The following is a 13,350-nucleotide window of genomic DNA, read 5'->3' on the forward strand; positions in this document are numbered from 1 at the left end:
ACAAGGTTCAAATCAAATGGATTGTATCATCCAGCAGAATAAACCAAACGTCTGTGTGTTTCAAGCGGAGAGCCTTGAAAACCTTAAAGAAATCAGAATGTTATGTCGAGGTTACAGGGTCCGTCCCATGAGTTGGACAAAGGGGCGGATGTTTTCCACCAGCCGCACGAACTTCGACGGCTTGAGCGACTGCGGCCCGTCGGAGAAGGCATTCACCGGATCCGGATGCACCTCTATCATCAATCCGTCCGCTCCGGCGGCCACGGCGGCGCGGGCCATCGGCTCCACCAGATCCCAATGACCGGTGGCATGGCTGGGATCGATGACGATCGGCAGATGGGTTTCACGTTTGAGCACCGGCACGCAGGCGATGTCCAGCGTGTTGCGGGTGGCGGTTTCGAAGGTGCGGATGCCGCGCTCGCACAGGATGACGTCCTTGTTGCCTTCGGACAGGATGTATTCCGCGGACATGAGGAACTCCTTGATGGTGGTCATCATGCCGCGCTTCAACAGCACGGGTTTTTTCACCTTGCCGAGTTCCTTTAACAGCGAGAAGTTCTGCACGTTGCGCGCGCCCACTTGCAGCACGTCGGCATAGCGCGCCACCAGTTCCACATCGCCGGGGTTCATGACTTCGGTGACGATGGGCAGGCCCGTAGCTTCCTTCGCTTCCTTCAGGAGTTTGAGTCCTTCCTCTTCCAGTCCCTGAAAGCTGTACGGAGACGTGCGCGGTTTGAAAGCCCCGCCGCGCAACATGTTGGCCCCGGCGTGTTTGACCGAGCTGGCGGTGGCCATCATCTGGTCGTGGCTTTCCACCGAGCAGGGACCGGCGATCAGCGCCAGGCGGTCGCCGCCGATGGCGAAGCCGTTGCACTCGACCACCGAATTGGCGTTTTTGATTTCGCGTCCGGCCAGCTTGTACGGTTTGAGGATGGGGATCACGTCCTCGACGCCGGACATGGAATCGAGCACTTCCATCAAGTGATCCTTGAAATGTTCGTCGCCGACAGCACCGATGACCTTGCGTTCCACGCCCTGGATTTCATGGGGAGTGAAGCCGTTTTCCCTGATTTTATCCTTCACGGCCTGGACTTCCTCCGGGGAGGTGTCCGGCTTGAGCACTACGATCATTGCAAACTCCTTATATGAGGTTGCTATCAAGTTATCACGCTTTTAAAAAAGCCGTCAAGTCAGCACTTTACAAACAAATTACCGGTTTTCCGCCGCCGGTTGCGGCGGCCGGTTCCGGCCTTGTGTTTTTCCGGTTTCAAGAGGGGCGGTCCGGGCGACCAATGAAATTTTTGACAGCTTTCATGGAAGTATGCTAATTAACAAACTCTTGAGGTTCTCTCCTTTTTTCGACGCACCACTCACTCCCGGAGGCCGGATGGAAATCAAAATTGGACGCGACGCCTTTCTCAACGGGGTGCACAAGGTTCAGGGCATCGTGGAAAGCAAAGGCGCCATGCCGATCCTGTCCCATACGCTGATCTCCACTGAAAAAAAAGGCGTTTACTTGCAGGCGACCGACCTCGAAATCGGCATGAAACGGTTCTGCCCGGCGAACGTGGTCGCGCAGGGGTCGGTCACCGTCAACGCCCGCAAGCTGTTCGACATACTGAAAGAGCTCCCGGACCTGGAGGTGACGCTGAAAAAGGAGGACAACGACTGGGTGACGATCACCTGCGGCAAGTCGAAGTTCCGCCTGCCCGGTCTGGCCGCGGCCGATTACCCGAAGCTTCCGGAATACAGCGAAGAGCCGCTCATGGAATTCAGCGGTCCGCAACTGCGGGAGATGATCCGCAAAACCTATTTCGCCATCTCGCCGGACGAAACCCGGCAGGCGCTGAATGGTCTGTTGCTGGAGAAGGAGGACAATCACGTCAACCTGGTCGGCACCGACGGCCACCGCATGACGTTCATCAAGCGGCCCCTGCTCAAAGCCAACGCCGACAAGGTGGACAAGTCCGGCTACCTTCTGCCCAAAAAACTGCTGACCGAGTTGTTGAAGCTGATGGAAAGCGACGAGGCCACCTGTTCGTTTTCCGTGAAGGACAACCAGCTCGCGTTCATCCAGGAACAGCAGGTCATCGTGTCGCGCAAGATCGACGGCAAGTTTCCCAATTATCGGCAGGTGATCCCCGGCGACAACAATCTCAAGGTGACGGTCAATACCGAGTCGCTGGCGCACGCGCTGAAACGCGTGGCCCTGCTTGCAGACGAAAAATCGAAGATGGTGCGGTTCGACATCACGCCGGGACAGATGACGCTGGTGTCCGAAGGAACGGAGATCGGCAACGCCACCGAGGAGCTGGAGATCAATTACGACGGCGAGCCGGTGTCCATCGGCCTCAACGCACGCTACATTCTCGATGTGCTGGCGGTGGTGGAGGAGCCGGAGGTGGTGATGAACCTGAAAGACGAAAACCACTCCTGCCTGCTGACCATCAACGACGACAAGGATTACCTGTCCATCGTCATGCCCATGCGGCTGTGATCCGGCGCGGTCACGCCCAATCCCCCTCTACCTGAATCAAAAATCGAAAAAGCGGTCGAGCGATTCGTCCGCGCGCGGCAGATGGCCGGTGACGCCTTCCCATACTTCTTTTGTCTCCATGCACAGATAGACATCCACCTCCGGCGCGCGTTGTTTGATGAGGGTGCGCAGGGTGTCGTAGGCGTGGTTGCGTAGAGGTCGCAGGTAGCGGAATTTTCCATCCGCGCCCGCGACGTGCTCCTGCGTGAGCAGGCGCGTGCGCGGGTGCCGTTCCTGCATGACGCGTTTCAGGTTCGGACGGTAACGGAAACTGCCGAGGCTGATCCATTCCAGCTGATGCGCCGGCAAAGTATCGAACATCTGCCCGATCAACCGCCGGTAGGCCGCTTCCCAGCCGTCGAACAGAATCACCGGGTCGAGATGAATCCCCACCCGAAACCCGTGCGCCCCGCACCGGCGCGCCGCATCCAGGCGCTGGGTCAGTGACGGCGTGCCGATCTCTTCCTGTTCGACGATCTCTTCCGGGTTCAGCGACCACGACACGATGACGTTGGTGGGATCGGATTGCTTCAGCAGGTTGTCCACGCAGTCGGATTTGGTTTTGAGTTCCAGCACGGCGTTGGACTGCCGGTTGAAAAACGGCACCAGGTAATCGGTGTAGGGCAGGAGGTCGTCCAGCGCCAGGCTGTCGGTCACCTCGCCGGTGCCGACGCGGAACGATCGGTCCGGGTGTAGGCGAAATTCCTCTTCCAATTCACCCAGCAGGTCGTCGATGTTGACGAACGCGGTGAGCAGGGGATTGTTCTCCAGAAAATCCTGCAAAAAGCAGTAGGAGCAATCGTACACGCAGTTTTTTATCAAATTGACGATGTAATAATTGCAACACACCATGCCGGGGCTGAGACCCGGACACTTTTTGAGGAACGACCCCTTGAAGGTGGTGAGCGCGAGCTGATGCTTGGCCGCGCCGAACACATCCACGGCTTCCTCGCGCAGGGTTTCCACGGCTCTTTCCGGGGTGTGGTCGCGGCGCACGGGCACGCCGGGCACGGCCTCCAGTACCCTTTGGGTGAAGGGATGGTTCGCCGCAGGGGCGTCCAGCACGATGAGGTCGGGTTTGAAGCGCACAGTCTATTTTATTGAAAAAATTAACTTTACCTGATTTTTCGCTATTGTCTGTGTGGGGGCTATCTGCGATAATATACAGGTTTTTGGGGGAGGAGGGAACGCGAAATCAAGCACTTTCCCGTTTGCCCCCGCATTACCGGAATTTCCCCGCCGCGCCTCCGGGCCGGAGGGGTTGGGGTGGCTGAAATGGACTTGGAACCGCCGCAGGAATCTTCCTTATTAAAAGATCAAGACTGGCCGCAGAAGAAAAAAGGCCCCAGCCCGTTCTGGGTGGTGCTGTACACGCTGATGGGTGTTGGCACCTTTTTTTTCTTCAATAAAGACACCGACCTGGTGCGCGATCTGCTCGGTCTGGTTCCGCAGAAACCGGTGCAGGAGATGGTGGAAGCCACGCCACTGGCTCCGGCGGTGGACTGGGTCGAGCAAAAGGCCAAAGACCTGCCGACGGAAGGTGGCTGGATCGCCGGTGATGCGGAGACCTTCATGGCGGAGCTGGAATCGTCCGTTCTCCCGGAGGTGCAGAAGACAGCGTACGACCCTTCCGCGCTGGAACAACGCAGACTGCACACGCTGGACCTGGAAGTGAAACAGTCGCTCACGCATTCGTTGTGCGCGCGCCTGCCCGCCGACGACTGCAAGCACCTGTCCGCCTATGCCGCGCGCATCCTTTCCTGGTATCTCGACGTCAGCCACGCGGTGCGCCCGGGCGACCGCCTGTCCCTCGTCTATGAGGAGATTGAGAGCGAGGAACGGTTTCGCATTCTCAAGCTGGTGTACGACAGCCGCTTTCTGAAGCAGGTGATCGAAGCCAATTACTACCGCGCGCCCAACATGAAATACGGCAGTTATTTCGATGCATCGGGGCGCGAACTGTTTCCGCGCCTGCGCAGCCACAGAGCCCCCATTCGCGAATATGAAGCCATCACCTCGCTTCCCGGCGATTACCGCCGGGGCAAGGTGGACGGGCATCACGGCACCGACTTCAAGGCTGAAGTGGGAACACCCATTTACGCCAGTTTTCACGGACGTGTCACCCGCACAAACTGGAACCGCAGTCACAACGGGTATTGCATCGAGATCGTGCACCCGCGCGAAGGCGTGCGCACGCTGTATCTGCACCTCGACCAGGTGATGGTGCGGCGCGGTGAATACGTGAAGCGCGGCCAGCAGATCGGCACCTCCGGCAACACCGGCCGCAGTTTCGCGCCGCATCTACATTACGAAGTGCGCCGCCTGGGCAAGGATGGCCGCATTCACAACCCGTTCGAGTTCAAACACCACAAAACCCACGTGCGCCGCATCCCCACGCAGGCGATGGGCGAGTTTGGCTCCCGCGTTCGTCATTACGACGCATTACTGGAAGGAAAGCCCTTCATGCAGGTCAAGGCCGAATCGCAAAAGAAAGCCAATTCCTGATTCGCCCGCACCATCGCACGGCGTTTCCGCAATCGCTCCCCCAACCTGTATAATTGAATCCGTTCGCCCTGCGCGAATTGCAGGCTTTTTTTGTTTTATGAAAGGAAACGGGTTTCCGTGCGTTCCGGCAAAATCAAAATCAAGGTTTCGAAAACCGTGCAGAAGCGCATCCTGAACGGCGATCCGTGGGTGCGGTTCTACCAGATGAAAGACCGCAAGGTATCGGGTTCCGCCGGCGAGCTGGGCGTGGTGTACGACTCCGCCAACAAGTTCCTCGCCATCGGCCTGTTCGATCCCTACTCCGACATCCGCCTGCGTATTCTGCAAACCCGCCAGCCGGTGATCGTAGACCGCGACTTCTTCATGCAGAGACTGCGTGCGGCGGCGGCATTGCGCCAAGGGCTGACAGTGGAAGGAACGACGGGATACCGTCTCGTCAACGGCGAAAACGACGCCTTGCCGGGGCTGGTGGTGGACCGTTACGCGGAAACGCAGATTGTGAAGGTGTACACCTCCGCATGGTTGCCGCACCTGCCGATCCTCGTTGCGTTGTTGACGGAAGAGTTCGGCGCGGAGCGGTTGATCCTGCGTCTCAGCCGCCACGTGCAGAAAGTCGATGCGGGCGGGTATACCGACGGACAGGTGCTGGCGGGCACGCCGTTGACGGGCCCGGTCGAGTTTTTGGAAAACGGGTTGCGTTTCACAGCCGATGTGGTGGCGGGACAGAAGACGGGGTTCTTTCTCGATCAGCGCGACAACCGGCAGGAAGTGCGCCGCCGTGCCGAAGGCAAAACGGTGCTCAACGTGTTCAGCTACAGCGGAGGGTTTTCAGTGTATGCGCTGGCGGGAAAATGCGAATCGGTTACGGAATTGGAAATCAGCCGTCCGGCACTCGAAGCGGCCCGCGCCAACGCGGTGTTGAATTTCGGTGAAGAAGTGGTGGCTTCCGGGCGGTTTTCGCAATTGCAGGGAGACGCGTTTGAGGTGTTGGAACGCCTGCACGCGGAGGGCAGAACATTCGACCTGGTGATTCTCGATCCGCCGGCGTTCGCCAAAAGCAAAAAGGACAAGCCCAACGCGCTCCGCGCCTATCAACGGCTGGCGCAGGCGGGGGCGCGGGTGACTTCAAAACGCGGAACTCTGTTTGCGGCGTCGTGTTCCGCCCCGGTGGGAGCGGAGGAATTTTACCGCGCGGTGGCGCAGGGGCTGAAATCCGCGGGCCGCACGCCCAGAAACGAGCTCAAAACCGGTCATGCGCTGGACCACCCGGTGAGCTTCCGGGAGGGGGCGTACCTCAAGGGCGTGTTTCTGGAATTTTCCGGTTAAGTCAATTGATATAAGGAGTTAGGCTGGCGAAAGGGCGCGGGGAAGGGGGCGCGAGAGGGCTGGGAGTTCAAACGAAGGGAAAATTTTGGGCGCTGAAACAATACCAGTTGCAAATGAATGCTTTGAGATTTCCCTGGATACAACCTTCGAACTTGTAAAAGAGAAACAATCCCAAATCAATACCAAGTAAGCGGGAGCAACCTCACATCTTTTTCCGTTTCGTAGCTTTCCTCTTGGTCGCTTTCTTTTTGGTTGCCTTCTTCTTGGTGGCTTTCTTCTTAGTAGCTTTTTTCTTGGTAGCCTTTTTCTTCGTGGCTTTTTTCTTTGTTGCTTTCTTCCGTGTTACTTTCTTTTTGGTCTTCGCCTTGGCTTTAGTTTTTGCCTTAGCCTTGGTCTTGGTTTTTGCTTTGGATTTCTTCTTGGTTGCCATCAAGAACTCCTTTCGTTTAAAAATATCTGGTATGTCTCAGCGCCCAAATATTTTAATGTATTTTATTCCATACACTTACTTTGTCAAGAAAATATTGTTAAAAAATGAGGCACTTGCGTTGGGAAGGGAGGGTGGTCGTGCCCTTGCCGTCGTGTTCCAAGCCGAACGCGTTTTTTTCAATTCAACTCATGCGTCCGGGAAATATGCATAAAATGGCCTTGAAACAGGGTATGATGTTTTTTGGTTACGTTTTGTGTTTCAGGTAACGCAAGTTGCGCTGGCTGAACCCGAACCGGAAAAACAGGAAAAAATTTTTATGAGCGTTCGTATTCCAATTCACTCGATACCCGGTTTGGACGCGTGTTCGCGGCTGGTGCACGGCATCAGTCCGCGTTGCGCGGACCATGAAGATGGGAGCGTCGAACCGTTGCGCCTGGGAAGGGAGGATATGGAGAACGCGTCGGCGGAACACCGCCGGTGGTTTTTGCAATCGTTGGGCATCGAACACGACCGCCTGTTCCTGGCGAAGCAGGTGCACAGCGACCGCGTGGTGGTGATCGACCGCGATTCGATGACGCCCGCACAGGTGGGCCAGCAGGAAGCGGATGCGCTGGTGACCAACCTGCGAAACATTCCCCTTGGCGTGATGACCGCCGACTGCGTTCCTATCATCCTCTACGACGAGAAGGCGCATGCGGTGGGCGTGGTGCACGCCGGGCGGCGCGGCACCCAGCAGGGCATCCTGAGCCGCACCCTCGATGCGATGAAGGTGATCTACGGAAGCCGCCCGGAACGGATGGTGCTGGGGTTCGGCCCATCCATCGGCCCCTGTTGTTATGAAGTGGATGACGATTGCATCGCCCCGTTTCAGAACCGTGGCGGCGGATGGCGGGCGTTCAGCACTCCGGGCAAACCAGGCAAGTTCATGCTGGATCTGTGGATGGCCAACCGCATGGAAGCGGAACGGGCGGGCATCGGCCCGGACCGCATTCACCTGCATGGAGAATGCACCGCGTGCCGCACCGACCGCTGGTTCTCCTACCGTAAAGAAGGGCAGACCGGTCGCATGATCACCCTCGCCATGCTGAAAGACTGAATAACCGCATTGCCCGTCCGGATTGTGCGCGTGTTCGTGCTACAATAATTTCCATCACGATGATCCGGTTTTGAATTAAAAAACGGCGCCGATGGACGTGGAACCAACCGATCGACGCCGGATCCCATAATCAGCAAACGCAACCATGCCGTCCGAAAACAATCCCGTGTCCCAGACTCCCGCACCCAAACTGCCGTTTCCCCTTGAGTGGATTAAAACCCAGCCGCAGAAGGTCGAAGAATTGCTCAACAAACTGTCGGTGTCGGACCAGGCCCGCTGTGTTCTGCAATTGCACGGCGTGCAACAGCAGGATCTCATCATGCTGTCGAAGCAGGCCATGTCCGTGGTGCGCGCCCTGCCGGATGAGGAGCTGTACCAGACGGTGAAGGAGATCGGCCAGGAAGACGCACTGCCGCTCATCGCCGTGTGTTCGCAGAAACAGCTTCAGTTCATGTTCGACATGGAATGGTGGCAGGCGGACAAGTTTTCCCCCCAGCGCGCCGTCGAGTGGCTGGCGCTGGTCACCGAGGCCAACGACCAGCAACTCCTGCATTGGTTCCACACCGAGGACTTCGACCAGAAGGTGATGGTCCTGCAGGCACTCATCAAGGTGTACAAGCGGGACGAGATGACGGACCAGTATGAGAACGTGGAGAACCTGCCGCACTACACGCCGGACGGGGTGTACGACATTTACTTCAAGGACGCCGAAGCGGAAAAACCCCTCGCGCGCATTTTCAAAATGCTCTACAGCGAAAACCAGAAGCTGTTTCATTCGCTGATGGAGGGGGTCATCTGGTACGGCGTGACGCCGACGGTGGAGACGTCCTACCGCTGGTACCTGTCGCGCAACGAGGACAGGGGCGTGCTTTCGTTCGAGGAAGCGTTCCAGGTGTACAGCCTGCTCGACGCGCAGATGCTCAAGGAGTCCTTGCCGTCCGCCGATGATTTCCGCACCGAGGACATCCGCCACACCCTGGCGCCGGCGTTTCCGTTGGAAGACCTCGATCCGGGTACGTTCTTCGGCCAATGCCTGGCGTTTGTGAAATCCGCCGAACGCTTCCATGCCATCAGTTGGGAGTTGGCGTGGCTGTTTCATAAAGTGATGGTGGCGGACCGGCGCGATTTCGCCGACATCCACCAGCGCCACGAGGCGATGCGCAAACTGCTGGGCTACATCAACATCGGCCTGGAACTCGGCGCGGGGAGCGATATCAAAAAAGGCGAGACCCTGCTCACCAAAACCTACATGCAGTCGCTGTTCCAGGTGGGCTACGCGGCGCTCATGCGGCTCAAGTGGGAAGGCGAGAAACTGCTCAAGGAAAACGGGCGGCTGGTCGAATACACCCTGCCTTCGGGTCTGGTCGATCATTTCGCCGCAGTGGTGGACCGCTTTCCAAAAATCGGCGTGCTGGTGCAGGGGGGTGATGAGATTGCGGAGACCAATGTGGAATGGACCGATCCGCGTTCGCTCGAAGACCTCGCCCTGATGGAAGGCTTTCTGATCAAGACGCGGTTTTATGTGCGGCTGGCCAAGCAGGGGTTTGAACTCGATGAAAAACGCGTCGAGGCGCTTCAGGGCCAATGCACGCACCCCGCGTCCATCGACGACATCAACATCGTGGTGCTGACCACCACGGCGCTGGCGCAGTCCACGCTGTTCGGTCACCTGGCGTGCGATCCCCTGCCGGAGGTGGCGGCGAAAACGTTTTTGCAGAGCGTGTTCGTCCACAACATCCACCCCGACGATCCGCATACGGTGGACGAAGACAAGGTGGTGGCCTTCCGCGATGCGCTTTTGGGCACGTCGCTGGCGTGGAGCGAGGAGGACCGTGCGTCCCTCGAGCAACTGCTGCAGGATGTCGTCGCCAACCTGGAACATCATTTCGGCAGGCTGAACCTGAAAGAGAAGATCGATTGGAAATACACCCGCGGCCTGCTTTTGCAGTGAAGGCGGTGTGGTTTCAGAAGGTTAGGGAAGCGGCTCCGGATTGGCCGTTTTTTTGATTTTCAAACGTGGAAAAAGAGTGTACCATCGCTCTCCACCCTGAAGCCGGAAGGTCCCCCATTAAGGTCCCTCCGGCGGGTCTTGAGTCACGAGGTTGTTATGGCAGAAGAAAAAGAAAACAAAGACAGCAAAATCATCATCGACACACCGCCGCCCAAACCCCAGAGGATCCTCCCCAAACCTGAGTTTTTGGAAGAGGAAACCGGCCGGCTGGACCCGCGCAAGGAAGATCCGGGCTTGATGGAATCGTATGGCACGTTCCCGGTCTGGATGCTCAAGGGAATCCAGATGCTGACGCCGGATGCGCTGGTGCAGAAAAATCCCACGAAGAAGAAATACAGAGTCTGACCAACCCATGCGAACCATCAAACGGGCGCTGATCAGCGTCTCTGACAAGACGGATGTCGTTGAATTCGCCAAACAGTTGAGCGAGCGCGGCGTGGAAATCCTGTCCACCGGCGGCACCGCGCGGATGCTTGAAGAAAACGGCGTGAAGGTCATCCCGATTTCTGACTACACGGGGTTTCCGGAAATGATGGACGGCCGGATCAAAACCCTGCACCCGAAGGTGCACGGAGCCATCCTGGGGCGCCGTGACAATCCCGAACACATGCAGGCGATGAAGGACCACGGCATCGAGCCCATCGACCTCGTCGTCATCAACCTGTACCCGTTTGAAGCGACCATCGCGCGCGACGACTGCACGCTGGCCGACGCCATCGAGAACATCGACATCGGCGGGCCGACGATGGTGCGTTCCTCCGCGAAGAATTACAAAGACGTCGCCATCGTGGTGAATCCGGACGACTACAAGGTGGTCATCGCCGAGATGGACGCAAACAACGGCGAGGTGACGGAAGCCACGCGCCAGCGGCTGAGCCGCGATGCGTTCGCCCTGACCGCGCGTTACGATGCGGCGATCAACCGTTACCTGTCTCTGCAGATCGAAGGACCCGACAGCTTTCCGCCCACCTACCAGCAGACGTTCCTCAAGGTTCAGGACCTGCGTTACGGCGAAAACCCGCATCAGGCGGCGGCCCTTTACCGCGAATACCAGACGCTGGAAACCGATGTGGTGCAGGCGCGACAGCTGCAGGGCAAAGAGCTGTCGTTCAACAACTTCATCGACATGAACGCGGCGTGGGAATGTGCCATTGAGTTCGAAGACACGGCGGCGGTGGTCATCAAGCACACCAACCCCTGCGGTGTCGCCATCGGTAGCAACCAGTTGGACGTGTTCATCAAGGCGCGGGAAACCGACCCCGTCTCCGCATTCGGCGGAGTGCTCGGATTCAACCAGGTGGTCACGGCGCAAACGGCGGAAGAGATCCTGAAGAACTTCGTCGAAGTGGTCATCGCTCCGGGTTACGAGCCGGAAGCGCTTTCGCTGTTCGCGGCGAAGAAGAACGTGCGCGTGATGGAAATGCCGACGGCGAAAACCAATCCCAACAAACAGCGCGTCGATCTGAAACGCATCGGCGGCGGCCTGCTGGTGCAGAACGCGGACGACATCACGCTCAACCGCACGACGCTCAAGTCAGTGACGAAACTGCAACCGGACGAGGCCACCCTGCGCACGCTGGAATTCGCGTGGATCGTCGCCAAGCACGTCAAATCCAACGCCATCATCTATGCACGCGATACCGAGACCGTCGGCATCGGCGCCGGCCAGATGAGCCGCGTGGACTCTGCCCGCATCGCCATCGACAAGGCCAACAAGCCGGTGGACGGATGCGTGATGGCCTCCGACGCCTTCTTCCCGTTCCGCGACTCCATCGACGCCGCGGCGAAAAGCGGCATCCGCGCCATCATCCAGCCCGGCGGCTCCATCCGCGACAAGGAAGTGATCGAAGCCGCAGACGAACACGGCATCTCCATGGTGTTCACCGGCATCCGCCACTTCCGGCACTGATTCCGGCCACCTCTCTCCATTCTGCGCGTCACAGGTTTTTTCCTGCCCTCTCAACTTTTCCGTAATTCTTCCGTAAAGAATTGAAAAGATTCCCCTAAAACCCGTTTCTCCCGATTTTCCAGCCATGCTCGCCGGGGCCGGTTATTCTGGAGACGGAGAACAAGCCTGCATCGGAGGGCGGTCATGGACTGGACCCGCTTCACATCCGCATTCAAATTCAAACTGCCGAAGATCGAGTTTTCGGTGTTGTTGCTCGAAAAGATCATCATTGGATCCTTTTACGCTTCCGTCGTGTTCATTGTCTGCGGCGTGATGGCCTACTATTACTTCCAACCCTACTTTCAGAGCCTGAAGAACAAAGACGCCTTCCGTTACCAGCAGGCGATGGGAGAGATGAAGGAACTGCATTTCCTGGAAGCGTACCGCCAGTTTTCCGAGTTGGAAGACATCGAGATGAAAAAGCTGTACCTGGAACGTTACGAACGCTGGTACAAACAGTACAAGCGGGACCCGAAGTTCCGCCGGGAACAACGGCGCGAGCGCCAGGAAACGATGGAGAAAGCGCGCGAGGCGCGGCTGGAAGGCCATGCCAATGCGGTCTCCGACATCCACTACACCAACCGCCTGTCCGGTCTGCTTGCCGAACGCCTGCGCTGGGGACAGGCGGGTCCGTGGGAAAAGGGACTCATCCTGCGCGAAAAGTGCGTGCATTACCTGAAGCAGGAGCAGGCGGAACGCGTCCCCACCTCCAAGGGCGAATACCCGTCCAGCCTGTTGGAAACGTTTCAGGACACGCGGTTGGATGGCATGACACCGGAATTGTTCTGCACCGACCTCATCCCGCTGGCGGACAACCCCCACGCCATCACCCGGGCGTTTGAGAAGTTGAAGGAGAAGCTGGATTACTTTCAGTACCTGCAACTGCTGGGAGAGATTGGCATGAAGGAAAGCGAAGTGTTCAGTTTCACGGAACAACTGGAAGGCATGACGGAGGATCTGGCAGGCACCTGAGCCCCGTCAGTGTTGCGTCAACCCCTGCCGGAAGGTTCCGCCGGTTGTTTGGACCCCGTTCCGTTTTGCGGCCGCGATCCCTCTTTTTCCAGGATGGCCGTCATCAGTTGTTTGATCTCGTTGTTGTTCTTGATTTCCGGAAGCTCGCCCTTACCCGTCTCCGTGTACACGATCAACTGGCGCAGGGGACGGATGACCATGTTGTAGGTGTATCCCGCCGCGATCAGCGAAAACAACCCGCCGATCACCGCGATCCAGATCGACTCGGCGCCCAGCCGGTCCGCGGTGCGCACCAGCGATTGTTTCAGCACGCCAAACTGTTCGCCACTCAGGGTGGCCGGGTCGATGCCCGTCAACAGACGTTCGACCTGAGCCATCTGGATGTTCAGGTAAAAAGCCATGTAACCGAGGATGGCGATCACCACCATGTAGCCCGCCATGATGAGGTTGATGATGCTCTTGCGCTCGCCGGGCAGTTCGTCCCGGAAAATTCCAAGTTTCATGGGTATTGAATCCTTATGGTGTG

General features: G+C 57.9%; 12 protein-coding genes. 8 read left to right on the top strand and 4 right to left on the bottom strand.

The window, feature by feature from the left end; translation table 11 throughout:
- Positions 1-111: 111 nt before the first annotated feature.
- Positions 112-1,131, bottom strand: coding sequence for a 3-deoxy-7-phosphoheptulonate synthase (gene aroF, locus J2S31_RS02990; RefSeq protein WP_237097576.1), 1,020 nt, complete (start codon positions 1,129-1,131; stop codon positions 112-114).
- 256 nt (positions 1,132-1,387) lie between these two features.
- Between aroF and dnaN the strand changes: the two genes are divergently transcribed.
- Entirely contained in the window at positions 1,388-2,497 is a 1,110-nt protein-coding gene (dnaN, locus tag J2S31_RS02995; protein ID WP_237097577.1) for a DNA polymerase III subunit beta, read from the top strand.
- 36 nt (positions 2,498-2,533) lie between these two features.
- Here the strand turns inward: dnaN and J2S31_RS03000 are convergent, their stop codons facing one another.
- Positions 2,534-3,625: an SPL family radical SAM protein gene (locus J2S31_RS03000; protein WP_237097578.1), complete on the bottom strand. Its 1,092-nt coding sequence runs from the start codon at positions 3,623-3,625 to the stop codon at positions 2,534-2,536.
- Positions 3,626-3,811: 186 nt separating this feature from the next.
- On the opposite strand from J2S31_RS03000, the gene J2S31_RS03005 reads away from it, so the two are divergent.
- Entirely contained in the window at positions 3,812-5,041 is a 1,230-nt protein-coding gene (locus J2S31_RS03005; protein ID WP_237099886.1) for a M23 family metallopeptidase, read from the top strand.
- Positions 5,042-5,158: 117 nt separating this feature from the next.
- A complete protein-coding gene (locus J2S31_RS03010; RefSeq protein ID WP_237097579.1) occupies positions 5,159-6,367 on the top strand; it encodes a class I SAM-dependent rRNA methyltransferase in 1,209 nt (402 codons plus the stop codon).
- A gap of 202 nt (positions 6,368-6,569) precedes the next feature.
- Here J2S31_RS03010 and J2S31_RS03015 read toward each other — a convergent pair whose 3' ends face one another.
- The gene (locus tag J2S31_RS03015; protein WP_237097580.1) at positions 6,570-6,797 is read right to left on the bottom strand and encodes a hypothetical protein; all 228 of its coding nucleotides are present in this window, start codon (positions 6,795-6,797) and stop codon (positions 6,570-6,572) included.
- A gap of 316 nt (positions 6,798-7,113) precedes the next feature.
- On the opposite strand from J2S31_RS03015, the gene pgeF reads away from it, so the two are divergent.
- The 5 genes from pgeF (at position 7,114) to J2S31_RS03040 (ending at position 12,824) form a co-directional block, all read left to right on the top strand.
- Complete coding sequence (gene pgeF, locus J2S31_RS03020; protein WP_237097581.1) at positions 7,114-7,893, top strand: peptidoglycan editing factor PgeF; 780 nt, start codon at positions 7,114-7,116, stop codon at positions 7,891-7,893.
- A 145-nt stretch (positions 7,894-8,038) separates the two neighbouring features.
- Positions 8,039-9,844, top strand: coding sequence for a DUF6178 family protein (locus J2S31_RS03025; RefSeq protein ID WP_237097582.1), 1,806 nt, complete (start codon positions 8,039-8,041; stop codon positions 9,842-9,844).
- A 156-nt stretch (positions 9,845-10,000) separates the two neighbouring features.
- Complete coding sequence (locus J2S31_RS03030) at positions 10,001-10,249, top strand: hypothetical protein (RefSeq protein WP_237097583.1); 249 nt, start codon at positions 10,001-10,003, stop codon at positions 10,247-10,249.
- A 7-nt stretch (positions 10,250-10,256) separates the two neighbouring features.
- Positions 10,257-11,813: a bifunctional phosphoribosylaminoimidazolecarboxamide formyltransferase/IMP cyclohydrolase gene (gene purH / locus J2S31_RS03035; RefSeq protein ID WP_237097584.1), complete on the top strand. Its 1,557-nt coding sequence runs from the start codon at positions 10,257-10,259 to the stop codon at positions 11,811-11,813.
- Between the two features lie 183 nt (positions 11,814-11,996).
- Complete coding sequence (locus tag J2S31_RS03040) at positions 11,997-12,824, top strand: hypothetical protein (protein ID WP_237097585.1); 828 nt, start codon at positions 11,997-11,999, stop codon at positions 12,822-12,824.
- A 17-nt stretch (positions 12,825-12,841) separates the two neighbouring features.
- Here J2S31_RS03040 and J2S31_RS03045 read toward each other — a convergent pair whose 3' ends face one another.
- Positions 12,842-13,327, bottom strand: a complete 486-nt coding sequence (locus J2S31_RS03045; RefSeq protein WP_237097587.1) for a hypothetical protein — start codon at positions 13,325-13,327, stop codon at positions 12,842-12,844.
- Between the last annotated feature and the right edge of the window lie 23 nt (positions 13,328-13,350).

This window comes from Nitrospina gracilis Nb-211, from assembly GCF_021845525.1.
Lineage (GTDB): Bacteria > Nitrospinota > Nitrospinia > Nitrospinales > Nitrospinaceae > Nitrospina > Nitrospina gracilis_A.

Coding starts and splice junctions, on each gene's coding strand:
- J2S31_RS03030 (WP_237097583.1), top strand. CDS start 10,001: ATGGCAGAAGAAAAAGAAAACAAAGACAGCAAAATCATCATCGACACA.
- J2S31_RS03040 (WP_237097585.1), top strand. CDS start 11,997: ATGGACTGGACCCGCTTCACATCCGCATTCAAATTCAAACTGCCGAAG.
- purH (WP_237097584.1), top strand. CDS start 10,257: ATGCGAACCATCAAACGGGCGCTGATCAGCGTCTCTGACAAGACGGAT.
- J2S31_RS03005 (WP_237099886.1), top strand. CDS start 3,812: ATGGACTTGGAACCGCCGCAGGAATCTTCCTTATTAAAAGATCAAGAC.
- J2S31_RS03045 (WP_237097587.1), bottom strand. CDS start 13,327: ATGAAACTTGGAATTTTCCGGGACGAACTGCCCGGCGAGCGCAAGAGC.
- aroF (WP_237097576.1), bottom strand. CDS start 1,131: ATGATCGTAGTGCTCAAGCCGGACACCTCCCCGGAGGAAGTCCAGGCC.
- dnaN (WP_237097577.1), top strand. CDS start 1,388: ATGGAAATCAAAATTGGACGCGACGCCTTTCTCAACGGGGTGCACAAG.
- pgeF (WP_237097581.1), top strand. CDS start 7,114: ATGAGCGTTCGTATTCCAATTCACTCGATACCCGGTTTGGACGCGTGT.
- J2S31_RS03025 (WP_237097582.1), top strand. CDS start 8,039: ATGCCGTCCGAAAACAATCCCGTGTCCCAGACTCCCGCACCCAAACTG.
- J2S31_RS03015 (WP_237097580.1), bottom strand. CDS start 6,797: ATGGCAACCAAGAAGAAATCCAAAGCAAAAACCAAGACCAAGGCTAAG.